The following is a 24,056-nucleotide window of genomic DNA, read 5'->3' as shown; positions in this document are numbered from 1 at the left end:
TGAGGATGCGCGCGGTCTCCATCGGCCTCCTGGCCGCCCTGGCCTTCGCCCCGGCCTGCGGGCTCTCCGAGCACGAGCAGGGACCGGAGGCCGGGACCCTGGACCTGCCCGGCTGCCCGGAGCGCGCGGCCCCCGTCGCCCCCGACCGGCTCTCCCCCTCCGGGGTCCGGCTGCGGGCCCGGATGCTGGAGCGCTTCTTCGTCGACGAGTGCCACCACGCCCTCCTCCTGGAGCCGCTGGAGGTCCTGGAGGGCGAGCTGCGGGAGCCGGTGCTGGCCATCGTGCCGGGCGCCGTGAGCGAGGCTCCGCCCCTGGACCCCGAGCGAGAAGTTGAAGTGATGCTCGAGCCTGACCCGGAGATTCCAGAGGTCTACCGGGCACTTGGGCTCTAGAGCTCACCCTCTTTCAAGCACTGGGTGGCAGCTGGCTGGGCGCCTCCTCCGGCGGAGCGCGAGGGAGCCCCAGCGCCCTCAGGAGGGGGATCGGATCCACCGGGCGGCCGGGCCGCGCCCGCAGGATCGGGTACACCCCGAAGTGCAGGTGCGAGGGCGTACTCCTCGCGTTGCCGGTGTTCCCGACGAAGCCCAGGGTCTGGCCGGCGGTGACCGGCTGGCCCTCCCGTAGGCCTGGCGCCCACCCGTCGAGGTGGGCGTAGTAGTAGAAGGCCGGCCCCTCCCCGATGACGGTCACGCTCTTGCCGCCGAGGCCGCCGTCGCGGATCCGGAAGACCTCGCCTCTCACCGCCGAGAGGACCTTCGTGCCGCGCGGGGCGAAGAGGTCGGCGCCCTCGTGGACCCGCCCGCCGCTCCGGGGGGCGTGCCAGGTGCTCACCAGGTCGGCCGGGGAGAGCCCCTCCACCGGCAGGTGGTAGGCCTCCGGCGGCCGGTGATAGCGGATCGTGGCCACGAGGAGCGGTCGGGCCCGGAGGAGAGCGCACGACCCCGAGGCGAGCACGGCGATGAGGAGAAGCCACCAGAACCCACGCCGCCGCCTTCGGGGTCGTGCGCCCACCGGAGGGTGAAGCGCGTCGGTGTAGGGAACGTCCAGTTCTGAGACTAATTTTGTCCTGTTCTGAGACTAAGTAGGGCTCCGCGCAGCTTTTGCGCGGAGGCGCCTGGCGGAGGCGGCTGGAAGAGCCCTCACAGGGGCGTTCAACGCCCGTTCGGGAAGTCCGTCAAGGGGACTGGCAGCGCGCCTCCGCCGCGCAGGTCGAGCAGAAGATCACGTCCATCTCCGAGGCCAAATTCACGAACTGCGGAACGGTCGCACAGCAAACCCCCACGCACACGCACAGAGGCCCGCAGCACTGGCGCACCCAGCGAGCAGGCGCACCGTCGCGGCTGACCAGGCCTGCGAGGCACCCCGTCCCCGTGGGCTTGCGGATCGTGACTCGCCGGTCGGGGCACTGCGCATCGGACCCGACCCGATCGCTGATGTGCACGATCCTCGACCCGCCGAGCAACTCACGAGCCTGGGCCTCGGTGATGCCGGTGGCCGCCTCCATCGCTGGGATGATCAGGTCGACGTCGGCCAGCACCTCTGCGGCCGTCGCGGTCATGACCAGCTCGAGCTGGCGGCGCCCCTCGCAGCCCGCGGCCAGCGCAGGGGCGTAGGTCTCCAGCACACCGCAGGCGAAGGACATCTCGACCACGGTGCAGCGTCGCTCGACTGCCCCGAGATAGAGGGAGTACCCGCCGCTCGAGGCGACGGCTGCGATCAGCGCGGCGATCACCAGGTTCCTCTTGCGGGGGTTCACCAGATCACCAGGTTGTTGACCGAAGCCCAGTTGAGCAGCGCGCCGCCGTTGCTGGTCATCAGGTAGCAGGGGTCGTTGTAGGATGACGGCACCTTCGAGGCAGCGTCGGAGTCTTCCAGGATGCGATTCGCGAACAGCGTCTGCTGGAACCTGGGGTCCCACATGACAGCGAAGTGGTCTGCCACGCCTGCGGTCGGAGAGCGGGGGCCGGTCGTGCTGATCCTGTTGTCCCCGTCGGCCTGCGAGGTGGTGAAGGTGACAGAGTCGCTCCCGCCCTGGTGGAAGGCAAACCCCTGCGTGGCAAAGCAGTCGAGGATGTAGCGAGTCTCGGAGCTGCCCACGTCGTAGTGAGTGAGGTCGAACTCGATCTTCCGTGGGATCTGATGTGGTGGAGGAAAGGCCTCGACGTTGGCGGCGCAGGTCGTCGCCGCGCCGAGGCTGGGGCAGACGGGATGCACCACGCCCCCCACCTCGACCTGGATCGCCGTGATCGAGTTGGTGCCGGTTGCCGAAGCCACGGTGCCCGCCGGGTAGTACCGGACGTAGGTGTCGGTGTTCGCGGCGCAGGTCGTGGTGTCGGTGTAGGTGGCCCAGTCTCCGGTGAGAGTGTGCTCCACCGTGCTGGTGCCGGTGCCTCCTATGCACCCGATCTGCGTCTTGGGGGTAGCGGTGCCAGCGAGCGCCTGGAATGAGACGGTTACCGTAGCGTCGTTGGGGATCGTCCCGGAGCTGGGTGGGAAAAGATAGAAAAGCTCGGCCACGCCAGCGTCGTCGTCGCCGACGGTGTAGGCGCCAGCGCCGACCAGGGCGCGATCGAAGGGCCCGGCAGCAAGGGCGGCTACGGTGGGCGTGCCCACCACGGTGAGCGACGGCACGTCGAAGGACTCCGTCGCGTAGTTCTGGATGGTGCCGTACCCATCGATACCCCTCACCAGGTCAGTGCACGGCCAATCGTAGCCGAGGAGATCGTAGGTCCGGCTCGCCCCGCTCCCCTTCGCGCAGGCCGCGATGGAGTCGCGGACGGTGGCGGCCGAGGTGCCGTAGTACCCGCGTTCAATCGCCGCCACCTCTGCGTCCGAGAGGGCGCGAGAGTAGAGGGTGAGGGAGTGGAGGTAGCCGTGGACGGATAGGGATGTACCCAACGACCCGAATTGAAAGCTGTTACCGGTGGGATCGTCGACCGTCCAGGCAGAGGTATTCTCGGCGCCGTGCCTCCCGTTGACTCGCGCGAGTCGGCTGGTGCTGGAGGATGTCCGGCACGTCATCACGTTCCAGCCGTCCTGGAGCGGCACCGAGATTCCGGCCAGGTCTCGCGTCGGACTGTTGTTGTAGGCGCACGCACCAGATGTTGCGGAAAGGAAGTTCTCGACGCCTGTCGTGTTGGCCACCCCGTAGCTGAACCCCCGAATGTTGGTGGCACCGTTGGTGTCATCGGTGAAGGCGACCGAGACGACGGTGTGGGGTCCGGTCACCACCGCCGGGAGCCCCAGCGCGTCAGCAGTCCCGGCCGACAGGTAGGGGTCGTCGTTCGCATTGTGCTCCATACGCAGGCAGGAGTCGGGCTGGCCGAAGCAGTCCGCCGTCACGTTGTTCAGGGGGTTCTCGACGGTGATCGTGGTGCCGTCGCCCTCCCTGCAGCCATGGCCAGCGGCGGTCACAGCGCACTGCATCACACAGCCGTTGGCCTCGGTGCAGGGCGGCAGCGCGCCCGGGGGCGAGGTCGTCATCCGGTACTGCGGGACGCCGCGGTCGGCCATCGTGACCAGCCTTGAGGAGCGGTCCACCTGCGGCTGGTAGATCACCCCCTGCGCGAGGGCCATGCCGGGGAGGAGGGCGAGGAAAACAAGGTAGCGCATGATCACTTCTTGGTGGCGAGGATGTGGATGTCCACCGCGACCCCGACGCCCGAGGGCAGGTAGACGATGCCTCCTGTGGAGGAGGGCGAGGAGGGCGAGGAGGGCGAGCAGCCGGCGCATTTTCACCTCGCCTTGGTGGCGATGATGTGGATGTCCACCGCCACCCCGACGCCCGAGGGCAAGTACACGATGCCTCCTGTGGAGGAGACCACCTGGAACCCAGCCCACCCCTGTTCCGCCAGAGCCGAATCGACATAGAGGTCGAGGTCGGGCGCGCGGACCCACTTGCTGGAAGGCGCGAGCCAGAGGTAGGCAGCCAAGAAGCCCCCTGCGGTGAAGGCACTCGCGGCCTCGGCGTATACGGTGAACCCACTCATGCCGTAGAGCGCCAGCCCCTGCGAGGTGGTCTCGGGGTCGGTCGTCGGAGGGGTGCCGGTCTCCGACCCCGTCGTGCAGGAGATCTGCACCGCGGTGCCGTGCAGCTTGCCGCCGGAATAGCTGGTCGATGCGACAGCCGCAGCGGGCACCAGCACCGACAGAAGGATGGCCATGGAAAGAAGGTTTCTCAACGGTTTCATCAGTCCTCCAATGTGAAGATGTTCTCGGGTTGTCGCGGGCGCTGCCCATAGATGACACCGCTCGCGAACTCTCCAGGTCTACTCGGGTCAGCCTCACCGCTCGCGAGGAACCGGCCGGTGCGCCGCACCTGGTTGGTGGGGAGCCCCATCACAACGCCCACGATCTCGAACAGGTCGAAGAGCGCCTTCTCCGGATCGTCTTCCCTCTTCATCCGATCCCAGTTGCGGATGACCGTATCGATGACCGCCAGGCCAGGTGCCGCCCGGATCGAGGGCCTCGGCCGAGAGCCGGTCAGCGCCGCACCGATCGCCTGTTCGACGCCCTGGCCGACGAACGGCATCGTCGAGAAGGGGGCAGACAACACCTTGCGCAGCGCCCACTCCCAGTCCTCTTCTCCTTGCTCTGGACCTCGGCCGGAGAGGAGCTCGCCGGCGGCACCGAAAACAACCCACTGCGCCAGCAACAGGCCGGTGGCCTTCGCCGTCGCACCGAGCTTCCCATAGCTCGTCGTGCCCGGGTCCTGCCACGCGGTGACTGCGTCGTGCGCGGTGAGGCGCTGCAGGTTGTACATCTTGTTCATGTAGCTGTGGAACATCAGCAGCGAGCCGAGGAAGCCCCGATCGTTGAGGATTGCGCTGCGCTCACCTGGTTCGTGCGACGGGAACAACCGCCCGATGACGAAGTCGGCGGCCTCGGCCGCCTCCCGGTGCGCGGTAGCCTCGTCGAGCTTGCCCTCGATCACAGCGACCCGACGCTCTTGCATTGCCTGCTGGTAGGCCGCCCACCAGGTCGGTGTGGTCGTCAGGGCATCGGTCCAGCGCATCAAAGCGAAGGCGCTCTCCTGGATCCCACGGATGAATTGCTTGGCCGGACCTAGTTGTACCTCCTTGCCGCCGATCACCTCGAGCTGGTGCACCAAAGAGGTTTCGTCCTGTCGGGCTCGATGGGCCACCTCTTCGCTGTGCTCGAGCACGAACTGCCGCATCTTCAAGAAGCCGAAGGGGTTGGCCGCCCGAGCCAGCGCCGGCGTCAGGTGCCGCAGCGAGACCAGGCCGCCGGCGGCCGCCATCAGCGGGTTGGTAAAATCGCCAAGCGCTACCGGCAGAGACCAGCCGATGATGGCGATGGCCGAGCGATTCCGCATGCCGCGGATGGTCCGGTAGACCTCCTTCTGGTTGGATGGCACCGCGCTCGCAGTGCCGGCGGCGACAGCCTGCAGCCAGGGGATCCACTGCTTGGCGCGCTGGTCTCCCAGGCGCTCGGCGAGGATGGCCTGGAAGCGGCCGTCGAGGAAAAGACTGGCCGTCTGCTTGAGGTAAGCCCGGAACGCAATGTCGTGCACGACCTGGCCGACATGCGAGGGCAGCACGCTCCAGTCCAGCAGGAGGTAGTCCTTTACCTGCGCGGCCCGGCCCTTGGTGTGACTCTTGGCCGTGGCCGGCCTCGTGAACGACCCGCCGAGCACGCCAGCCACCGTGGCGGGGCTCTCCTCTTGCTTGGTGCCGAGGCCGGAGAGCCGGGAGTCGTAGACCGCGGGGAAGTAGCCGCCCCGGAAGGTGCCGTGCCGGGTCTCCACCTCGGTCGCCTCGACCTTGCCCAGGGGCAAGCCGGTGTCCTCTTCGTGCACCCGCGCGACCTCGGGGTAGAGCGACTCGAGGGAGTCCCAGACGGCCTGCACCCACTCCCACTCCTCGCGGGTGAGGTGCTCGTCGAGCACCGCCATCACCTGGGCCTCGGTCCAGCCGTAGCCATCGAGAAGCCGCTGCCGGTTGCCTGCATTGCCGAGGTTCAGGGCGATGACCCAGAGGTCGGACCTCGGCCGGATGTGGCGGTTGGCGCGGGCCGACAGAGCCTTGGGCACCGGCAGCGCGGTCGTGAGGTCGACCGACTCACCCGCGCGACGTGCCAGTTCCGCCGGCATCTGCTCCCACTGCGCCACCAACTGCTCGAGGTACTGGGCTGCGAGCTCGCCCTCCTTGAAGCGGGCCTTCCGGTAGGGCTCCAGGATCGCCTTTCGGAAGGGCCCGTCGAGATCCCCACCATCCAGCATGGTGATCATGGTCTCCATCTCGAGGAGCAGACCGTCGGCGTTCTCGAGGAAGCGGCGAGCCCGCTGCAGCACACTCGCCTCCTCCCGGGCCCGCGAGAGTTCGAGAGGCTTTGCCTTGGGGAGGTTCCTCGCGGCTGTGGCGGCCGCTTCTCCGAGCCACTGCGCTCGCGCGATCCGGCGGCCGTCGACCTCCACCTCGGTGGTGACCTTGGCGACGGCATCGACGACGGCGACGGCCTCGGAGATCGCCTGCGCCTCCCTCGGGGTGAGATGCGACCATCGCTTCGGAGCCCGCAGCACCCCGGCGATGAGATCGGCGTCGAACTGCGCTTCGAGGCGGCTTTCACCCGTCACCGGGTCTTCCACCCGCTCGACGCCGACAGCGTCTCGCTCGAGCTGGGAAAGCAGCGCCTCCATCGACACGGGTGTCGCCGGCGCCGGGCCGAGCCCCACGGCCGCCAGCAGCCCGTCGACGGCGTCCCGGTAGAGGGGGGCGGCTCGCCCGAGGCGAGCGCGGCGCGACTGCTTGCGCATGCGCTTGAGCCGACGCTCGGCGACTCCGGACATCTCCCGGATCTCCTTGGCGCCGCGGTAGAGCAGCATGTTGAGAAGCTGGGCCTCCTTCTCCGCGTAGGCCCGGTGGAGGTCGCCCTCGAGTGCGGCCTCGAGCGCCCGGGCGGCCGCCGCCCGCTCGCTGCGCAGATAGCGTCCCGGCGAGATCTGCCGCAGCTGCTTGTCGGAAAGCATGCGCCGCACGTTGTCTTGGAGGACGCCCAGGTCGGCGGCCGAGGATCGGCGGGCCTCACCTTTTAGGTCGCCCACCAGCGACCGCATCTCGAGCAGCACCTTGAGCGCCGCCTTGTCGCTGTGGACCGACGCCAGCGCGGCCTCGGCCAGGGCCTCGGGGTCCTCGAGCAGCTCCTTGCCGTAGGTGGCTTCGAGCTCGGCCGTGGTCTCACGGTCGACCCGCTCCCGCCTGGGCTCGGCCTCCCTCATAGCAGCGATCAGCGCGTCACCGTCGTCGAAGCCCAACAGGGCGGCGACGGCGTCGGGGTGCACACCGCCCCGGGGCGCGGTGACGCCGCGGGGAAGGGCTCGCCGACCCTCGACTCCGATCGCGGCCTCCACGGCCTTTCGGTCGAGCTTGACGCTCCCCTCCCGGCCGGGAACCTCGCCGGCCTGAAGCGCCTTGATGGCGCGGTAGGCGGGCTCGTCATCGAGCTTTGCCTCGATCTCCTCCCGGATCCGCCGCTTCTCGGCGCGCAGCCAGGCCTTGTTCTCGCGACGCTGGCTCTCGGTGATGCGCCGCAAGAGCTCGGCCTGCGCCTCGTCTCGCGCGTCCTGGTCAAGCCGCGTGTAGAGCCCCTGCTGCTCCGGTGTCATCCGCTCGAAGGCCGGCGCGAAGATCCCCTGGTCGGCCGCCCGGCGCGCTGCCTCCACCTCGACGCTCGAGGCGAGCAGGCGATCGAAGACCCCGCGCACCGTGTCGTTGAGGCCGAGGTCCTGCCCGAACTGCTCCCGATACTGCCGTTCGATGCCGACGAGGCCGCGGTAGATCCGCAGCATCCATCCCCGGAACCGGGCGAAGACGCCGGCGAGCTCGGGCGACGGCGCACGACCCTCGGCGAGGTATCCCTCGAACCCACGCGACAGCCGCTCCTCGCGGGCATCGAGTTCCCCCAGGCGCGAGACCTCGTCGGCAGACAGGTCACGACGGCCGGAGAGCTGACGGCGCTCCTGCAGCGCCGGCCGGCGCGCCTCGGACGACTCGTAGCCCATCCACTGCAGGAGGGTCGCGTAGTCCGAGCGGATCGCGTCGGGAGACTCGTCGAGGGAGACGATGTCGCCCATCACCTCGATGAGGAAGTGAGCGGTCTCGTGCGCCAGGGTGCTCTCGTCGGCCGTCTCCAGGATCCGGATGTTGAACTTCCGGGGCGCGGCCCCCTCCTTGGCCGCGAACTCGATGTAGCCGCGCGAGTCGCCGACGGTGGTCTCTTCCTGGTGCAGCCGGTCGAGGATCGAGATCCCCGCCTCGTCCCAGACGACGAAGTTTCGGCCGGGCACGCCGCCGGGAGCGAGCTCGGCCGGGTAGTGGATCCCGAGGATGCCGATGGAGGAGAGGAATCGAGAGGCCGCCTCGTCAGGCCGCGAGGCCTCAATGCCACGCAAGGCGCCCACGCCCATAAGCCACTGGTCGGCGATCGCTCTGTAGAGCTCCTTGGCCGTCGTCTCCGACGCGGGCTGCTCGAGAATGCCGGCGGTGACCCACAGATCGCCGTCTCGGGTCTCGACGAGGCCGGCCTTTCGCAGCGCCGTGATGTGCTCGGGGCGCTGGGCGGACACGGCAGCGCGAGAGTCGAGCAGATCGGTGTCCTCGGGGATGTCGAGACGCAGCACCTGGCCGTCGCCATCGACGCCGGCGCGCTCCTCAGCCGCCTCGCGGTAGAGCTCGGCGATGGCCTCGAGCTCGGTGGCGTAGAACCCCCAACCCTCGGCGGCGAGGCCGGTGCCAGACCCGACCTTGCCCAGGTCGATTCGAGCGACCTCGGTCGCGGCGGTGCCGTGGAAGGCTGGCTGCTCGAACCGCAGGACACCGGCCCCCAGGTCGGGGAACACCGTGTCGATGTCCGGCGCCGCACTCTGCTCGAGGCGCGAGGGCTCCGCTGCGCGGAGCCGCTCTTCGATCAGCGCTCGCTGGGCGTCGTCGAGCCCGAAGCGTCGGGCGAATCGTCCGGCGTCGAAGTCGTAGCCGGCGTCTCCTGCCGCTCGGGCGTAGGGGACAAGAACGTGAGCGACGAGCCTTCCGAATAAATCGGATGGTCCGGCGGGACCTCCTCTATCCCGTGCCGCTCCTTGAGCATCTTCATCGCCGTGTCGAGATCGTAGGGAGTAAGTCTCTGCACCTTGTAGCTCGCTTTTCGACCGATAGGACCAGAACCGCATGCCCTCTGCCGCCGCGACAGCTGCTATCCGGTCAGAGAAGTCGGCCAGGCCGTCTGGTTCTCCGAAGTGTACCAGCTTGAAAGCCGCCCCGTCGACCGTGGTCGAAAAGTCGAGGTTTGCGGCCTTGAAGGCCTTTCCAATCCTGGCGATGTCGGCCTCTGTGAGATGGCGGTCTTCCCACCCCACGAGAAACCCGGCCCGACCTGCGCGCTGACCGCGGGTGGGCCGGTCCAACACCATAGCCTCTTGCGCGAACGCGACGCCGAGCCACGGAGAAAGCAGCTTGGCCTGCTCCTCGGTGAGCCCTCGCAGCGCGATCGACCTCTCCGGAACGAACTGCCACGACCCGTGGATCGGGTGCGCCGTCGTGGTCTCGGCACCGGTGATGTCTCGCACCAGATCAAGGAAGGGCTGCGACTCGAACACCTGTACCGCGGTGCGTTGGATCGCTGTGAGGTCCGGCTCGACGCCGGGGCGAGGAAGGAAGGGAGCAGCCGTGGGGTCATCCTTGAAGGCGCCGGGTCGAAGTCCCACGGTCACGCCGGCCTGGTCCTCAACCACCGCCGTCTCCGCGAGGGCGGGCTGCTCGAGGATCCCCGCCTGCGCCGCGACCGCCTCGGCCGAGGCCGGACGCTCCTGCCCTGGGCCGAGGATCGCCACGTCAGCGAGCTCGTCGAAGATCTGCTCCGCCGTGCGCTCCGCGGTATCTCCACGCCGCGTTGCATCCTCGTTCAAACGGGCTGCGAACTGGTCGAAAACCGCGCTCACGAGCCGTGCGTTTGCATCGGCGACGTCCTCCCGGACGCCGGCCCCCACGGCTTGCGCCTTCCACTTCTCGTAGAGGGCCCGGCGACCCTCCTCCATCTTGTCGACGTCGATGGCGGCCAGCGCCCGGATCCGCTCGGGCATCTCGGAGCGCCACTGCCGCTCCTCGACGATCGAGCGGCCGCCGTCCTCGAGGCGGGCGAGCTCCGCCAGCGGCGAGGCCTTCTCTCCACGGGCGATCCGCGTGAGATAGATCTCCACCGGCACGCCCAGGTCGCTCCCGGTGGCCCTCGCTTCGTCGTAGGCCTTGCCGCCGTCGCCGAGCAGCTCAGCGGCCGCCACGCGGGGCTCGAGGCCCTGGCCCTTCCAGTGGGCGTCGAAGTCCTCGGTCGAGAAGTAGACCTCGTCGAGCTCGGGCTTCTCACCCTGGAAGCTGCGGTAGAGCTCCTGCACCGCCTCGGGCGCCCGATCGGCCAGCTTCGAGTCCTTCACCGCCGCGACGGCCGCCTCGATCCGCTCCGCTCGCGCCTGCACGTCTCCCAGGCGGCGCAGGTCGGTCCGCAGGTCCACGGTGGGACCGGCGAGGCCCAGGAACCCGAACCCGATCATCGCGTCGACGGCGCCTGCAACGAAAGCATCGTCGACTGTCGAGTAGTCTGCCTTGTAGCCGGGCGACCCCTCCTCGAGGGCAAACTCGGAGGTCGCTCGCTGACCGGCGGCCTGGGTGCCCATAATCCCGCCGACCAGGGCGTAGTTGGTGGCAAGGCGGGTCAGGGTGCGGCCACCGGCCCGCCGCACCGTGCCTGCTTCGAGCGCGTCCTTCACCGCGCGCTTCATCACCTTTCCGTAGACCTCGCGCACCCCAGGCACCCGGCCGAGGACCTTGCCGAAGGAGAGCGAGAACATCCCGGCGATCGCCATCGACCCCTTGTCAACCGCGTCCACGACCTTCTGGCGGTCGACCTCCAGGCCCTTGGCCTCGGCCTCGACGAGGACCTGCGTGTAGAGCGATCCGGCGGTCTGGTAGTAGGACCAGGCGAAGTCGCTGGTGAACTGCCCCACCGCGGCACCGACCACCGCACCCCCGCCACCGCCGGCAACCGTCCCTGGGCCAGGAGCGGCAGCCGAGCCGCCGAGGGCTCCGATGCCAGCCCCGACCTTGCCCCCAACGACACCACCAACCGCCCGCACCCCGAGGTCCACGGCGATCTCGCTGCCCCAGTCGGAGATCCCGGCCCAGGCCTTCTCTAGCCAACCGTCGGCGCCGTGGGTGCGCTGCAGCCGACGGAAGAGCGCCTTCGCGTACTCCTCTTCCGCAGGTGATCCCCAGCCCCGCATCGCCCGGAAGCCCGCGTAGATCATCTCCTGCTCTCGGGCCTTGTCGCCCAGCACGTCACGCGGCGCCCGCAGCAGCCAGTCGACCCCCTCGGCCTGCTCGGACGGTATCCATTCAGAGTCGATCCGCAGGATCCCCGACACCGTCCGGTGCAGGTCGTCGACCAGGCTCTCGGACGAGACGAGGTCCAGATCCCTGGCCGTCTCGGAGAGCCGCTGGAGGCTGCCGACGTCGTCGGCGCCGGCGGCGCCTTCCGGTGAGGCTAGGAAGGCGGCGAGGGCCGGGTGCTCCCTGGCGAGCTGCTCGGTGTCGAGGGGCTGCTCGAAGGCCCTGGCCTTGATGCGGTCGATGTTGTCCGCCACGAAGGACGGGTCGATCTTCGCGCCCGAGGCGGTGAGCGACGCCGTCAGGCGCAACACCTCGCCGGCCTTGTCCGGGTCCATCGAGGGGTGGGCGATCCGCCAGTCGAGCAGCCGCTTCTTCGCCTTGAGGTCCGTGGCGTCCCCGGCCTGGAGCTCGTCGAAGAGTGCCCCGAAGTCGGGGCCGCCAGCGTCGCCCGGGGGCTCAACCGCCGGCAGCTCGGCTGCGACCGTTGGCGCCGCCGGTGGCGGTTCCGCGTCGAAGTCGAAGAGGGCGCCGAAGTCGGGCTGGGCGGTGGGAACCGGCTCGTCGAGACCCTGTTCCAGGTCGGGGTGGCGGGGAACGTGAGGCATCAGCGACCTCCTCCCCAGCGGTCCCAGGCGCGCTCCACCGCCTCATCACCCACCGGCCACCCGCGGCGACGCAGCTCCGCTTCGGCTCCCCTCCGGAACCAAATCGGGATCCCCGTGCGCTCCTCCTTGGCCTCCTCTTCGAGGGGCCGCAGGTAGTCGAGCAGCGCGGCCCTCTCCTCGGGTGGGGTCTCAAATCCCCCCACCACCGGTACCTCCGGGTTGTCCCCGTGAACCGCACGCGCCATGCTCCGCTCGATGGCCAGCGGCAGCGGCTGCTCGGGAAGCACGCCCTCGAGCAGCTTCTCAGCCTCCTCACCGGTGGCGCCGCCACCCTCGAGCTCGACCGAACGGGGTGAGAGCTCCGAAACTGGGTCGTTTATGTCCCTCGAGGCCGGCAGCTCGGTGAACGCCCCCTCCTGGCCCTCGGTGATCGCCCCGAGCAACGTGCTGCCCTTGTCGAAGATCCCGAGCCAGCCCCCGTCCACGATCTCGCCCTTGGTGAGCAGCCGGTCGACCTCGGTGCGCACCTCGGCCGCCGAAGGCCAGCGGCCCTTCTCGTCCCGGAACGACCGCTGGAACTCCTCGAGGCGATCCTCGCCCACATCGAGCAGCCGCCTCTCCTCCGGACCGGGCCGGGCTCCCTTGACCACGCCGGCTCGGCGCGCCTCGGCCAGCAGGATCGGGTCGTGATTCACCCGACGCTCCTGCTCCCGCGTCCCGGCCTCGGTCAGCGACAGGAACTTCACCTGCGCCGTCTTTGTGTCCCTGGGCGAGAGATCCAGCCGGCGCGCCAGGTCGTCGAAGGTGGCCCCGTCCATGGTTCGGTACTTCGCGGGGTTGCTGGCCATGTCGTAGCGCAGCTTGAAGAGCTGGTCGGCCGAGCTCAAACCCCGAGCCGATACCCCCCTGCCCCCTCTCTGCCGCGCTCGCTGCTCGGCGAGACCCAGACGCCGCAGGCGCTCGTAGCCGTCGGGGTCGACCTCGAGCAGCTGCCGGCGAGCTCGCACCGGGATCGCCGCCCACCGGCGCCCACCGAGCTCGAAGGCCTGGTAGGCCGTCGCGTAGGCCTTCTGGGAGCGCCCCTGCCAGTCGGAGTGGGCGAGCCGAGCGCGGCCCATGACCGCGTCGCGCACCGCGTCCTGCAGCTTCCCCGGCTTGAAGCGCTTGTCCACGGCAGCGAAGGCACGCTCGATGTCGACCCGGCCGGTGCCAGGGTCGATGGTCTTCGAGACGAGCTCGTCGGCGGCCCTCGAGACCTGGGCTTCCCGCTTGCCCGCCCGGATCACCCTGCGGTAGCGCTCGGCCTCTCGGCCGGCCCGCTCGCGCACCTGGGGGCGCTCGAGATAGACCTCGGCCCCTTGATAATCCTCTGCGCCGAGCATCGCCTCGAGGATGACCTGGTCGGCTTTGACCAGCTGCTCGTTGGCGAAGGCCTGGGGGTCCTGTCCCCGCCGATCCCCCTCCTCGATGGCGGCGGCCGAGAGGCCGACGAGCTCGTCGTCCCGTACCTTTGGGTCGTCCCAGGACCCCGCGATGCGATCGAGGCCCTTCTCGACGCGGGCCTCGAAGCTCGTGAGGTAGACCCGCTCGCGCTCCCGGTCGGCGTGGCGCCAGATCTGGCTCTGGGTCGAGCGCCAGGGGCTGTCCGTCGAGGCCAGAAACGCCTCTCGCTGGCGCTGGTCGAGGCCGGTGGAGAGCTGCTTTCGGGCCTCGCCGAGCTCCTCGAGGACCGAGTCCTTGCGGTCGCCGGCGTCCATCCCCTGGGCCGAGAGGTAGCCGTCCTCGTCCTGGTGTAGCCGCCGGTTGACCAGGTCGAGCCACTGGCTCTCTGCGTCCTGCACCTTCACCCGATCCGCGCGCTGTTGCTCCTGCTGGGCGATCTGCCCGAGCACCCGGCCGACCTGGCCGATGGCCGCTCCGAGCTCGGCCGTGGCGTCGGGGACGTTCGGCGACTGACGAGGCGCCCGCAGCGGGGCGATCCTACCGGTCGGCTGGGCGAGGGGGACGACAGGCATGGGTCAACGCTTCCCGTAGTAGCCGTAGGCGGCGCCGGCGGCCTGGGCGCCCCCCGAGAGCAGCGTGGCGAACGCGGCAGTATCGCCGGCCTTGCGTGCCATCAGGCCCTGGAATCGCAGGTTTTCGCCCTCGCGCTCCTTCGCCCAGGCCGCCCTCGAGGCGTTCACCCGGGCGATCGCGGCGTCGAGCTCGGTGTAGGCCGCCGTCTGGGCGACCACGGCCGCAGGCGTCCCCCCCGAGAGGTCCACGTTTCCGGCGGCGAAGGTTGCGACCTGCCGGCCCTCGAGCTCCCGGCCGACGAGGCGGATCCGCTGGGCCTCGAGCCCGCCGAGGTGGCGGATGTCGTCGGCCTCCATATCGACGAGCTCGGCGTTTCGCATGAGGATCGTCTGCTGCATCTTACCCTGCTGGTGCTTGCTTACTGCACCGACCGCAGTCCCTGCGGCCATGAGGCCAAGAGACGCGATGCTCGCGGAGACCGGCTCACACATCGGTTCGCTCCTTCACCACCGGGTGGAAGGGAAGATCCCGCGGCCCGAAGGGGATGGGCTCGAGGACCTCGAAGCCGAGCCACCGTAGCCAGCGCAGGCTGGGGGTGTTCTCGGCCGAGACGAAGTTGCACACCAGGTCGTAGGGCGCCAGCCAATCCGCCTCCTCGAGGAGCCGCCGGGAAGCCGCCGCGAAGAGCAGCGGGTGCAGATCCACTACCTGCGAGGTCAGCGCCCAGGCGACGCCGGGGTAGCTGCAACGCCTGTTGAAGTAGCGTTCGATCAAACTTCCATCGCGGACCAGCACCACGCCGCAGATCGCCGCCACCCGGTCGTCGATGAAGGCGGTTCTGGCCTGGGCCGAGATCTCCACCGACAAGAAGACCGCGTCGATGGGCTGCTGGTAGCCGCCGGAGGCGCGGACCTCCTGCACGTCGGCCTCCCGCATGTGGTCCGCGAGCTCCACCATGTCGTGCGATCTGACCTGCGCGAGGCGCACCCGCCCAGCCTCTGGCGTCAGACGATCCGATGTGGCAGGTCTACGGCGCATGAAAACTACTCTCTTGGTTCTTGGGTTGCTTGTTCTGTCCACCGCTTGCGGCGCACCTGGAGGCGCGAAGGAGCCCGACCTCTCCGGTGAGTGGAGCGTGGTCGGCGGCTTCTCGGATGGTCGAAGGTGCAGTGGGTTGATCACGCTCGAGGGAGACAACGACTTGCTCGTCGGCCCAGCGGTGCTCGACTGCCGCAACACGGTCCGCGGCGATCAAACCACTTACGAGGGGTCGTGCCTCGCTTCGGCTGCAGGATGGGATGGGTCGCTGGGAGTGATCCAGGGCCATTGCGAGTGGCCCCTCACTGCTCCACAGTTGCTCGACGGCGTTTTTGGGGTCGAGACCGTGATGATCACGACCGACTATCCCGTCGGCAACCTCGAGCTGTACCGACCGTAGATCACCCACCGGCGAACTCCCTCGTCACCGCCAGCACCGCCAGCGGAATCGGCTCGGTTTGCAGGATCGCTGGCCGCGCGGTGACGTTCCAGGTCCGGTCGAGCTCCACCCGCATCGCCCCGGTCACCTCTCGGGGCAGCGACATGTAGCCCACCGTCTCGGCAGCGGCCTCACGCTTCACGACGCTGCCGACATCGCTCTCGGCCTGCTCGAAGTAACCACCACCCTCGACCTCGCCCTCTCGCGTGACCGCCGAGAAGGCCCGGGTGTCCTCGACCTCCACGGTCACCCCGGAGAGTGCCTTGGGCTCGGCCCGGTCCCGGAACTGCGCCGGCGGTAGGTCCAGCAGCTCGATCTGCGAGACGTAGGCGAGGCCGATCACGACATCGACTGCAGGCGTGGCGAGACCCACCGCGCCGCTTTTGACTGGCAGTTCGGTGGCCACGGCGCCGTCGGCCAAGACGTTGACCGTCTCGCCTTCCAGGTGATCGAGGCCCGAGAAAGAGGCTCGTCCCCACGCCCAGTCGTAGCCGGGGGTCGCGTCCTGGCAGTCGTCGAGCAGACGGACCTCTATTAAAAACGCGCTGATGTAGCCCGTGATTTCGAGGCGGCAGACCCTCGAGGTGCTGTCCGGCTCGAAGACGATCCAGTCGCCCACGTCGCCGGCGACGAAGCTGGATACGCCCGCCAGGACCTCACCGCGATCGCCAGCCGTGAGGCCCTCGTAGTTCTGGATTGTCATCGTCCCGTCGTCGGGGGTCGCCCGACCATCGAAGCGCAGGGCGCTGTCAAGGAAGATCCCCTGCCGGATGTTCGGCACCCGCCTGCTCGCCATCCGCTCGAGGTAGTGGCCCTCGCCGCTCTTGCGGCGGGTGATCACGTACAGGGCATCCTCGGTTCCCTCCGGCACGACGCAGATCGCGCGGATCGCCCCGTCGGCCAAGACGCCGCTGCTCTGCGTCTCCAAGGTGCCGCTCACATCGTACTGCCAGCCCGAGGCGGCGTGGCGGTGCCAGGCCCAGACCTCCTGTTCGGGCAGGTAGGTGAAGCCGAGCAGCGCGCCGTCATCGCGCAGGGCCCAGAGCACGTGGTGCGGCTTCTCCTGGTAGGTGAGCTGCACGATCGAGTGGCCATCGAAGAGATGGTGCGCCAGGGTGGTCACGTCGGCACCGCGGTAGCCGCCGACCTGGTAGTCGTACTTGATGTCGCGGATCCCGCTCCCTCTGGCCTGCACGTAGAGGACGTTGTTGCCGACCACCACCGGCATCACCGGGGCCGCCCCCGCGTAGTCCTGGGGCTGCAGATCGAACGAGGCTGGGGCGAGCGCGCCGCCGGCGCCGTCCAGGGTCCACGCTCCGGCGTCGGTGAGGATCAGCAGGTGGCGGCCCAGGGGGACGAGCGCCTGGATGACCTCCCGGCGCGTCGAGCCGATGGTGAGCTCCATCGGGTGGTCCGGCTCGACGGGAAAGAAGGTGTCGAAGGTCTCGATGTCGCCGACGGTCGAGAGATGCAGCGTCTGGGGGCTGTTGTAGAAGTCGCTGCCGGTGTTCTCCGGGGCGCCCCCGAAGACCAGGCGCTGCTGAAAGAGCGCTACCGCGCGGTGGTACTCCTGGTAGATGGGATCTCGCGCGGTGGGGGGCTGCCTCGTGTAGTCCGGTGGCGAGCCGAAGTCCTTCACCGCCTTGGTGCTGCCGACGCCGGTGCTCGTGACGCTCTCCTCGGTGATGAACCCGTAGGGTCCACCCGCCTCGGCCCGGTAGAGCGCCACCTTGTTGATCAGCGAGGAGTCGCGAGTACACAGGAGGATGACGTAGCCGTCGCCCTCGATGCGCACGCTGGAGATCAGCGGCGCGGCGTTCGACGTGCTCTCTTTCCCGTTGGGGTCGATGTTCGTGTAGACCCACCGATAGTCCCGCTCCTGATTGACGTCGGAGACGGTCTGGTTGACCGGAGAGGCGGGGGTGGTCGAGTGCACCGGCGCAACGGCCGGCGCCGCCGGCCCCGACATCGGTGGGTTCAGCACCACCAGCGTCCAGGCCGTGTCGCTCGTGCGGGTGAGTTTGTAGGGCGAGCTCGGCGAGGCCGCCGCCCCATCGCAGAGGTACATCACGTCGTTGATCTGGCACCACATCAGGTAGGGCAGATCACCCGCGAGCCACGGCGTCGCCACCTCGACGGGAGTGCCAGGGGGGTTCTCGACCTGGACACCGTCCTTCCAGATGCGCAGGTACCCGCTGCCCAGCTCGAGCACGTAGGCCGAGCCGTCCGAGTAGAAGAAGGGGATCAGCCGGGCCGCCGAGTTGTTCTTGCAGTCGCCGAGGTACTCGAAGCCCGGCCTGTTCAGCGCCGCCCCGGTGGGGGTGACGAGCATGTTCTCGCAGCGCCGCAGGCTGTGGGCGTAGCGCGCCACGTCGGTCCGACCGAAGAGCCGGGGGCTGATCTCGCCGCCCGCGAAGCTGGCCTGCCGCGCGCCTGGCATCAGGAGTTCCTCGCGGCGAGCTCCGCCGGTAGCGGCTCTCCGCCGGTCTCACCCTGGGACTCGGCCTGGGCGCGGGCCTCCATGATGGCGATGAGCGCCATCCGGTCGGCCTCGGCCGCGAGGCGCGCGCTCACCTTGATGGAGCGGGCGAGCTCGGCGGCGAGCTGCCATGCGAGGGCCGAGGTGAAGCTCGGCGGGTAGAGGGTGGTCGTGGTCTCGCGATACACATAGATGAGCACCGCGTCTGCCTCGTCGGTCATCAGCACCTGCTTGGTGCCGTCGTGTTCGAGGGCGTAGGCCAGGCGCTGGTCCGAGCGGACCAGGCGGCCGGCGGCGTTCTCGAGGCCGACGATGCAGACGAGGGCCGAGGGGAGGCTGTACTTGTAGGCCCACTCCACGTCAGCGTGGGTGGACGCCGTGTCCTCAACCAGGGTGGCCCGCCGCAGCGCGAACTGCGGCCGAACCGCCTCGAGGATGTCGTCGAGGATCAAGTCGTAGATCTGCTTGATGGCCCGGGCCTCGGCCGTCGCGTCGGTGTCGAAGTCCGTGACGAACTTCGTGGACCCGATGCGGGAGAGGGCAAGGTTGGCGATCTGGTGCTTGTTGGTGGCCATCTAGAGCGGCGTGCAGGGGAGGTGCCCGGCGGGCCTTACGGCACCCGCCGGGCGAGCGACCCCCGCTCTTGGGTCAGAGGATGAGGTTGTCGGAGGCACGCGAGGCGACCGGGGCCTCGGAGAGGACGAAGGGCTCCTCCGGGGCCTCGTCGGGCTCCTCGGGCGCCTGGGCGGCGGCGAGGACCTCACCGAGGTCCAGGCCCAGCAGCCGGTCGATCTCGCGCTCGAGCGCGATGGACTCGCCGCTCTTCTTGTTGGTCTCGAGCTCCCGGCGCTTCATGGCCAGCTCGACCAGGGCCTTGCGGGCCTCCTCGTTGAGGGGCTCCCACTTGCTCGAGGGCTCGCCGTCGTACTCGAGGCGCTTGGGGTCGTCGTTGGAGGCGGCGACGTAGCGCCCCTTCCGGTAGAAGGGCTTCTTGACGAGGTACCGGGGCACCTCGGGCTTGCGCTTGGGCTCGGTGACCTCGGCCTCGGCGGCCTTCTTGGTCTCGGTGACGGTCTTTCCCATGACGTTCTCCTGGAATGGGGTGAAGGATGGAGGAAGGGACTCGGGCGATGGGTGAGCCCCTCGCGGGCTCACCCATCAGCGACCCTTAGTCGTTCTGCTGCAGGTCGAGGGCGAGGCCCGAGGTGACGTTGTGGACGGGGGTGGTGCCGCCCTGCAGGTACTCGAAGCCGTACCAGCGCTTCTTCTTGCCCGTGCTGGCGATGGGGACCTCGAGGAAGTCGTCCTTCGCCCGGGCCGCAGCCGGCAGGTGGCCGAAGACGACCTTGCCCGTGGTGCGGGCCTCGTCGTCGTAGCCGCAGAACTCGACCTGGAGGGTCGGCGAGGTGCCGGTCGGGGTGTCCTCGATGCGGGTGAAGGCCTTCGGGCGGCCGCCGGCGCCGAGGTCGAGGGCCGCGCCGGCGTTGTAGACGTCGGTCGACTGCACGACCGAGGTCCCGGCGAGGGCCTGGTTGTTGGAGAGCTTGTTCTTCGCGTCACCGATCATGGTGGGTTCCTTTCGGTTCGAGAGGAGAGGAGAGAAACAGAGTGCGGAGGAGGGATGAGAGCGGGGGCCTTCGCGGTGGGGGCGACCGCACGCCCCCACCGCGAGGAGGAGCCACGATCAGGAGACGATGGCCTCGGAGGTGGTCATGCCGTCGGAGACGTACATGGGGATCCCGAGCCAGGTGGCGACCTGCTGGCCGCCCCGGTCGATCCAGTCGAGCAGGTTGCTCTGCTTCTTCTGGGCCTGGCGCTGCACCATGGTCTTCACGCTCTTGGGCATGAAGTAGGCCGGCCGGCCCACCCGGGTGCTCTTGACGGTGTCGTGGAGCACGGTGAGCAGGTCGAGCAGGTCGGTGCCCGAGGAGGCGTCGGCCTTGAGCTGCGAGACGTCGATGTTGCAGGCGCGCGCGATGTAGTTCTTGTTCTCGACGACCAGGCCGATCTTCCACTTCCACTTCGTGACCCAGGCGTCGTACTTGCCGCCCGAGCCGTCGTCGATGGTCTGCAGCCCCCGGTCCTCGTGGGTGATCCCGGCGCTGCTGCCGTTCGGGAAGACCGAGTAGACGGTGTCCGGGGCGAAGACGCACAGCAGGATCGAGGCCTGGTCGGCGCCGCTGGGCGAGGGATCGCCGGCGACCACCTGGGCGTCGGAGAGCGCGTCGAGCCGCGGGATGAGCCCGTGGAACTTGCTCGGGGTCACCGAGGTGGAGAAGTAGGCGAAGCCCGTCTCCACCTCGTTGGCCATGGCCTGCATGAAGCCCCGGTCCTCGTCGACCTGCGAGTAGCCCTGCAGGATGCCGCAGGACTCGTCGATCGTCTCGCGGCGGCTCTTGCTCGGCGCCACACCGCCGTTGATCTCACGCCACCCGAGCGAGGGGAGCGCGTTGCGGGCCGAGACCCGGTGGCCGGTGGGGAGGTTGCCCTCCTTCGCGGTCATGATCTCGACGAGGGGGTTCTCCTGGGCGAGCTTCTCGACGACGCGGGCGGGCGCGCCCTTCGGGTCGATGAACTTCACCCAGTCGGCGATGGTGGGATTGTCGGAGCCAATGGTGGCCATGATTCACTCCTTGGGTTCAGGGGAGGGTTGAAACTGCGTTCGAAAGAGGGTTGAAGGGGTTCGAGAGGTGGCTTTCAGCCGCCGCGGTACATCGAGGGGTAGTCCTTGCGCAGCTGGTCCTCCTCGGTGTTGCCGGTGGCCGAGGGCTTCGCGCCCGGCGCGTACATCGAGGGGTAGTCCTTGCGGAGCTGCTCCTCCTCGGTGGAGACGCTGCCGCCCGAGCCCGGGCCCTCGAAGGTGTCCTCCTTGAGCTGCGCGCCCACCCGGGCGAGCACCCGGAGGATCTCGGGGTTCGAGCCGTGGCCGGACTTCTCGAGCTCGGCGGCGAGCTCGGGGGTGCCGAAGTGGGTCAGGGCCCGCCTCGCCGAGGCGATCGCCGAGTCCAGGCCCTTCTCGCCGAAGGCGGAGGTGAGTTCCTCGTCCTTCATGGCGGCCTGCCGCCAGGTGGCCTCCTGGACCTTCACGGCCTCCTGGGCCGCCTGGCCCTGGCGCTCGATGGCGCTGCGGTAGAGGTCGGCGACCCTCTGGGCGCCCTCGCTGTCGAGGCCGAGCTCGGCGGCCAGGGGCTTGAACTCCTCGAGCAACGCCTGGTCGACCTCGACCCCCTCGGGGAAGGCGAGCTCGATGGGCGCGGGCTCGTCGCCCTCGGCCTTGGTGTCACCCTCGGCGCCCTCTGCACCGGACTCGGCCGGCTCCTGCTTGCCGAGGAGGGTGCCCTCGGGCTCGGCCGGGGCCTGGCCCTCGGAGGTGGAGGCCTCGCTCTCGGGCGTCGCCGCCGGAGCGCTGCCGCCGGTCTGCGCCGGCTCGGCCGGGGCGGCGGGCGGGTTCTCGGGCTGGGTGGTCTTCGGATCGGTGGTCTCGGCCATGGTCAGTCCTCCCTGGACTTGGGCACGTGGTTCGTGATGGCGGCGCGCAGCTTCTCGTCCAGCGCCGCCTCGGTGATTCGCTCCTGAATCATCAACACATGGTGCTCGGGGCAGACCCGCTGGGTCTCCCTCATCAGGTCGAGGCCGACCGAGCGCCGGCCCTCGAGAAAGTAGGTGCGGTTCGCGTCGGGCTCGAAGTCGCCCTCGTAGAGGCCGGCGGAGAGGACCAACCCCCACACGAAGGCTCGCCCCTGGCTCGAGCGCATGACGTGGGAGAGCCGGTGGTCCCAGGCCTCGTCCACCTTCTGGTCGAGGCGGGCCAGCTTCGCCTGGACCTCCTCATCCGAGGTCTGACCGTGGTGCACCCGGTCGCTCATCCCGGCTGCCCTTTCCCGACCTGCGCGGCCGCCACCGGGCTGAGCTGCTCGATGAGCCTGGAGGCGGCGTTGTCGTCGGTCATGTCGACCTGGCCGAGGTCGCGAGCGCTCTGGGCGACCTGGGCCCCGGCCTCCAGCGCTCTCTGCTGCTGCTGCTGCTGGGCCCTCTGCTGCCGGATCTGCTCGACTGCCTCGAGGCTGCGCACGATCGCCGGCGGGACGCCGAGCATCTCGGCGATGATCGAGATCGCCGCGTCGAGGTCGACGCGGTCGGCCACGGTCGAGTCCGCCCCGGCCAGTCCGAGCGCGGCGTTCAGGAACTCCTGCACCCCGGAGTAGCCGACCATCCGCTGCGCCTGGGTGACGATCGAGAGGTACTCGACCTGCAAGGGCATCCCCTCGAGCTCCGGCGGGGCCGGGGGGAGCTCGCCGGAGCGCAGCATGATGTCGAAGACCCGGTCGACCAGCGGATCGAGCAGCTCGTCGTTGAGCCGCTCGACGACCCCGCCGAGCTGGAGGAGCTTCTCCTGGTGGCGCTCGGCGACCTCCCGGGCCGTCAGGGGCTGCCCCTCGCGCGCGAGCAGGGAGACCCAGAGGTTGGCGTAGAGGCCGGCGTTGACCCGCTCTTCGTGGTTGTTGATCGAGTTGTCGAAGATGGTGATCGCCGCAGGCGGCAGGACCTGGGCGGGAGTGATCGAGTCCGCCCCCATACCCCGCGGGTAGCGGGTGATGTCTCCTGGGACAAGGGAGACCCGGCCGGTGCGCAGGTTGTCCGGCGCCTTCATCGGCGGGTCGGTCACCTTCCTCGAGGCCTTCGCCTTGTCGAGCTCGAGCTGTTGCAGGCCCTTCGCGTCGCCCAGGGTCAGCATTCCCGGGCTGTAGCCGTACTCGTCGCCGGCCCACCGGGACGCGACGAACGGCTGCGAGAACTGCCCCCCCTCGTGGAGGATCAGGTCGTCGCGGTTTTTCTCGAGCTCGAGCCAGACGCTGCGATAGGGGAAGCGGTGCTCTCCGAGCAGCCGGCCGTCGAACTGCCGGTCGGGCTCGACGACGTGCAGCAGCAGCACGTCTTCGTCGAGGCGGTTCTCGGTCCGCAGCTTGCGCAGGCTCTCCGAGGCGTTCTCGAGGCCGAACTTCTCCTCGATGGCCTCGACGGTCATCACGACCTCTCGGTAGAGGGTGTCGACCCGGCGCCGGGAGTTGGCCGCCAGGCAGTAGGTGCCGGCGAGCAGCGAGTAGGCCCGGATGACGTCCTCCTCGTCCTCATCGATGACCAGCACCGCGGGGCCTAGGCTCCCGAGGTCTTCGTAGATCTCGAAGAGGACGTTGTAGATGTTCGAGCGGGCGAAGACCTCTTCCATCCGCCGCTCTACCTCGTAGAGGAACTCCCGCACCGAGGTGAGCCGTCCGAGCTTGGGGTCGGCCACCGTCAGCCGGAACCACCGCCGCGCCGGGCTGGTGATACCCGTCATCATCCCGGCCGCCAGGGTGCGCAGCGCGAGGACCGGGGTGTTGTTGATGATGGCGGCCCAGCGCGAGCGCGCGGCCGGGTCGTCGTCCATCCCGTCCTTGAACCGGTGGGGCGAGAGCTGCTCCGACAGCGCGCGCCAGACGGCCATCTTCGGCTCGCGCTTGCGCTTGAGCGCCTCGTAGCGGGAGAGGTACCGCTTCTTTCGGGAGAGCTCCGCCATCTTCAGCTACCGATGAGGGTCCTCCGGTCGCCCAGCTCCTCGCCGATCGAGGGCTCCGAGCCCAGCAGCGTCGCCCGCAGCCCGTACTTCCGGCGCGACTTCTCGAGCGAGGCCCTGCGTGCCTCCTCGACCACGGGATCCACCGTGGGCGGCGGCTCCTTCTCCGGGCGGTTGTCCGTGATGGTGGCGATGCCAGTTCCCGTGCACATGGGTCACCTCGCGAAGGGGTCGAAGTCGATGTGGGCGCGGTCCTGGCGGTGCCCGAAGATCGCCTCGCGCAGCGGGTCGGTGGACGGCATCGCCACCGGCTCCGCGAAGGTCAGGGCGATGGCGTCGCCGATGTCCGGTGAGCGCATTCCCCGGGCTCGCATCGCGTCCTTGCTCTCGAGCTGGAAGAGGCCGCGCGCGTTGCGGTAGGTGTACTTCGGCGCCGACAGGTCGGCGATGAGCTCGGGCAGGCTCGGCAGGCAGGCGCCCTGGACTTGATCCGGTTTCGTAGACAGTTTTCTTATGCACACAGGCGGGCCGT

Annotated in this window: 20 protein-coding genes; 2 read left to right on the top strand and 18 right to left on the bottom strand. The window is 69.2% G+C overall.

The genetic code is table 11. The features are described 5' to 3' along the window. Positions 1-5: 5 nt before the first annotated feature. Positions 6-392, top strand: a complete 387-nt coding sequence (locus P1V51_22425; GenBank protein MDF1565808.1) for a hypothetical protein — start codon at positions 6-8, stop codon at positions 390-392. A 13-nt stretch (positions 393-405) separates the two neighbouring features. On the opposite strand, the gene P1V51_22420 is transcribed toward P1V51_22425, so the two are convergent. From P1V51_22420 to P1V51_22385, 8 genes are all read right to left on the bottom strand, one after another. Next, positions 406-906, bottom strand: a complete 501-nt coding sequence (locus P1V51_22420) for a M23 family metallopeptidase (protein ID MDF1565807.1) — start codon at positions 904-906, stop codon at positions 406-408. A 268-nt stretch (positions 907-1,174) separates the two neighbouring features. Continuing rightward, positions 1,175-1,732: a hypothetical protein gene (locus tag P1V51_22415; protein MDF1565806.1), complete on the bottom strand. Its 558-nt coding sequence runs from the start codon at positions 1,730-1,732 to the stop codon at positions 1,175-1,177. A 20-nt stretch (positions 1,733-1,752) separates the two neighbouring features. Beyond that, positions 1,753-3,612 carry a hypothetical protein gene (locus tag P1V51_22410; GenBank protein MDF1565805.1) on the bottom strand — a complete coding sequence of 620 codons (1,860 nt, stop codon included), beginning with the start codon at positions 3,610-3,612 and terminating at the stop codon, positions 1,753-1,755. A 122-nt stretch (positions 3,613-3,734) separates the two neighbouring features. After that, positions 3,735-4,163 (bottom strand): hypothetical protein, encoded by a 429-nt coding sequence (locus tag P1V51_22405; GenBank protein ID MDF1565804.1) that lies wholly within the window; start codon positions 4,161-4,163, stop codon positions 3,735-3,737. A gap of 26 nt (positions 4,164-4,189) precedes the next feature. Next, positions 4,190-11,998: a hypothetical protein gene (locus P1V51_22400; GenBank protein MDF1565803.1), complete on the bottom strand. Its 7,809-nt coding sequence runs from the start codon at positions 11,996-11,998 to the stop codon at positions 4,190-4,192. After that, positions 11,998-14,013 carry a hypothetical protein gene (locus P1V51_22395; GenBank protein ID MDF1565802.1) on the bottom strand — a complete coding sequence of 672 codons (2,016 nt, stop codon included), beginning with the start codon at positions 14,011-14,013 and terminating at the stop codon, positions 11,998-12,000. Before P1V51_22395 ends, P1V51_22400 begins: the two co-directional genes overlap by 1 nt. A 3-nt stretch (positions 14,014-14,016) precedes the next feature. Further along, positions 14,017-14,412 (bottom strand): hypothetical protein, encoded by a 396-nt coding sequence (locus P1V51_22390; protein ID MDF1565801.1) that lies wholly within the window; start codon positions 14,410-14,412, stop codon positions 14,017-14,019. Between the two features lie 85 nt (positions 14,413-14,497). Then, positions 14,498-14,971, bottom strand: coding sequence for a hypothetical protein (locus P1V51_22385; protein ID MDF1565800.1), 474 nt, complete (start codon positions 14,969-14,971; stop codon positions 14,498-14,500). Positions 14,972-15,188: 217 nt separating this feature from the next. Between P1V51_22385 and P1V51_22380 the strand changes: the two genes are divergently transcribed. Next, positions 15,189-15,452 (top strand): hypothetical protein, encoded by a 264-nt coding sequence (locus P1V51_22380; protein MDF1565799.1) that lies wholly within the window; start codon positions 15,189-15,191, stop codon positions 15,450-15,452. 1 nt (position 15,453) lies between these two features. On the opposite strand, the gene P1V51_22375 is transcribed toward P1V51_22380, so the two are convergent. The 10 genes from P1V51_22375 to P1V51_22330 all read right to left on the bottom strand — a co-directional run. Continuing rightward, entirely contained in the window at positions 15,454-17,931 is a 2,478-nt protein-coding gene (locus P1V51_22375; GenBank protein ID MDF1565798.1) for a hypothetical protein, read from the bottom strand. Then, positions 17,931-18,545 carry a hypothetical protein gene (locus tag P1V51_22370; protein ID MDF1565797.1) on the bottom strand — a complete coding sequence of 205 codons (615 nt, stop codon included), beginning with the start codon at positions 18,543-18,545 and terminating at the stop codon, positions 17,931-17,933. Before P1V51_22370 ends, P1V51_22375 begins: the two co-directional genes overlap by 1 nt. A gap of 73 nt (positions 18,546-18,618) precedes the next feature. Beyond that, a complete protein-coding gene (locus P1V51_22365; protein MDF1565796.1) occupies positions 18,619-19,053 on the bottom strand; it encodes a hypothetical protein in 435 nt (144 codons plus the stop codon). An 85-nt stretch (positions 19,054-19,138) separates the two neighbouring features. Further along, the gene (locus tag P1V51_22360; GenBank protein MDF1565795.1) at positions 19,139-19,537 is read right to left on the bottom strand and encodes a hypothetical protein; all 399 of its coding nucleotides are present in this window, start codon (positions 19,535-19,537) and stop codon (positions 19,139-19,141) included. Between the two features lie 117 nt (positions 19,538-19,654). Then, on the bottom strand, positions 19,655-20,593 hold the full coding sequence (locus P1V51_22355) for a hypothetical protein (GenBank protein MDF1565794.1): 939 nt from the start codon (positions 20,591-20,593) through the stop codon (positions 19,655-19,657). Positions 20,594-20,667: 74 nt separating this feature from the next. Further along, complete coding sequence (locus tag P1V51_22350) at positions 20,668-21,459, bottom strand: hypothetical protein (protein MDF1565793.1); 792 nt, start codon at positions 21,457-21,459, stop codon at positions 20,668-20,670. A gap of 2 nt (positions 21,460-21,461) precedes the next feature. After that, positions 21,462-21,836: a hypothetical protein gene (locus P1V51_22345; protein ID MDF1565792.1), complete on the bottom strand. Its 375-nt coding sequence runs from the start codon at positions 21,834-21,836 to the stop codon at positions 21,462-21,464. Then, positions 21,833-23,527 (bottom strand): portal protein, encoded by a 1,695-nt coding sequence (locus P1V51_22340; protein ID MDF1565791.1) that lies wholly within the window; start codon positions 23,525-23,527, stop codon positions 21,833-21,835. Before P1V51_22340 ends, P1V51_22345 begins: the two co-directional genes overlap by 4 nt. Before the next feature lie 2 nt (positions 23,528-23,529). Next, on the bottom strand, positions 23,530-23,736 hold the full coding sequence (locus tag P1V51_22335; protein ID MDF1565790.1) for a hypothetical protein: 207 nt from the start codon (positions 23,734-23,736) through the stop codon (positions 23,530-23,532). 3 nt (positions 23,737-23,739) lie between these two features. Further along, on the bottom strand, positions 23,740-24,056 hold a 317-nt coding region (locus P1V51_22330), incomplete at its 5' end, for a hypothetical protein (GenBank protein MDF1565789.1).

The organism is Deltaproteobacteria bacterium, assembly GCA_029210625.1.
GTDB lineage: Bacteria > Myxococcota > Myxococcia > SLRQ01 > SLRQ01 > JARGFU01.
Note: the sequence above shows the minus strand (reverse complement) of the source record. Positions and strands in the feature narration are given on the sequence as shown.

Bases quoted from the DNA above. Each gene is read 5' to 3' on its own strand.
- P1V51_22425 (MDF1565808.1), top strand. From the start codon at position 6: ATGCGCGCGGTCTCCATCGGCCTCCTGGCCGCCCTGGCCTTCGCCCCG.
- P1V51_22350 (MDF1565793.1), bottom strand. From the start codon at position 21,459: ATGGCCGAGACCACCGATCCGAAGACCACCCAGCCCGAGAACCCGCCC.
- P1V51_22395 (MDF1565802.1), bottom strand. From the start codon at position 14,013: ATGCCTGTCGTCCCCCTCGCCCAGCCGACCGGTAGGATCGCCCCGCTG.
- P1V51_22340 (MDF1565791.1), bottom strand. From the start codon at position 23,527: ATGGCGGAGCTCTCCCGAAAGAAGCGGTACCTCTCCCGCTACGAGGCG.
- P1V51_22335 (MDF1565790.1), bottom strand. From the start codon at position 23,736: ATGTGCACGGGAACTGGCATCGCCACCATCACGGACAACCGCCCGGAG.
- P1V51_22390 (MDF1565801.1), bottom strand. From the start codon at position 14,412: ATGCAGCAGACGATCCTCATGCGAAACGCCGAGCTCGTCGATATGGAG.
- P1V51_22370 (MDF1565797.1), bottom strand. From the start codon at position 18,545: ATGGCCACCAACAAGCACCAGATCGCCAACCTTGCCCTCTCCCGCATC.
- P1V51_22345 (MDF1565792.1), bottom strand. From the start codon at position 21,836: ATGAGCGACCGGGTGCACCACGGTCAGACCTCGGATGAGGAGGTCCAG.
- P1V51_22410 (MDF1565805.1), bottom strand. From the start codon at position 3,612: ATGCGCTACCTTGTTTTCCTCGCCCTCCTCCCCGGCATGGCCCTCGCG.
- P1V51_22405 (MDF1565804.1), bottom strand. From the start codon at position 4,163: ATGGCCATCCTTCTGTCGGTGCTGGTGCCCGCTGCGGCTGTCGCATCG.
- P1V51_22400 (MDF1565803.1), bottom strand. From the start codon at position 11,998: ATGCCTCACGTTCCCCGCCACCCCGACCTGGAACAGGGTCTCGACGAG.
- P1V51_22385 (MDF1565800.1), bottom strand. From the start codon at position 14,971: ATGGTGGAGCTCGCGGACCACATGCGGGAGGCCGACGTGCAGGAGGTC.
- P1V51_22355 (MDF1565794.1), bottom strand. From the start codon at position 20,593: ATGGCCACCATTGGCTCCGACAATCCCACCATCGCCGACTGGGTGAAG.
- P1V51_22375 (MDF1565798.1), bottom strand. From the start codon at position 17,931: ATGCCAGGCGCGCGGCAGGCCAGCTTCGCGGGCGGCGAGATCAGCCCC.
- P1V51_22365 (MDF1565796.1), bottom strand. From the start codon at position 19,053: ATGGGAAAGACCGTCACCGAGACCAAGAAGGCCGCCGAGGCCGAGGTC.
- P1V51_22360 (MDF1565795.1), bottom strand. From the start codon at position 19,537: ATGATCGGTGACGCGAAGAACAAGCTCTCCAACAACCAGGCCCTCGCC.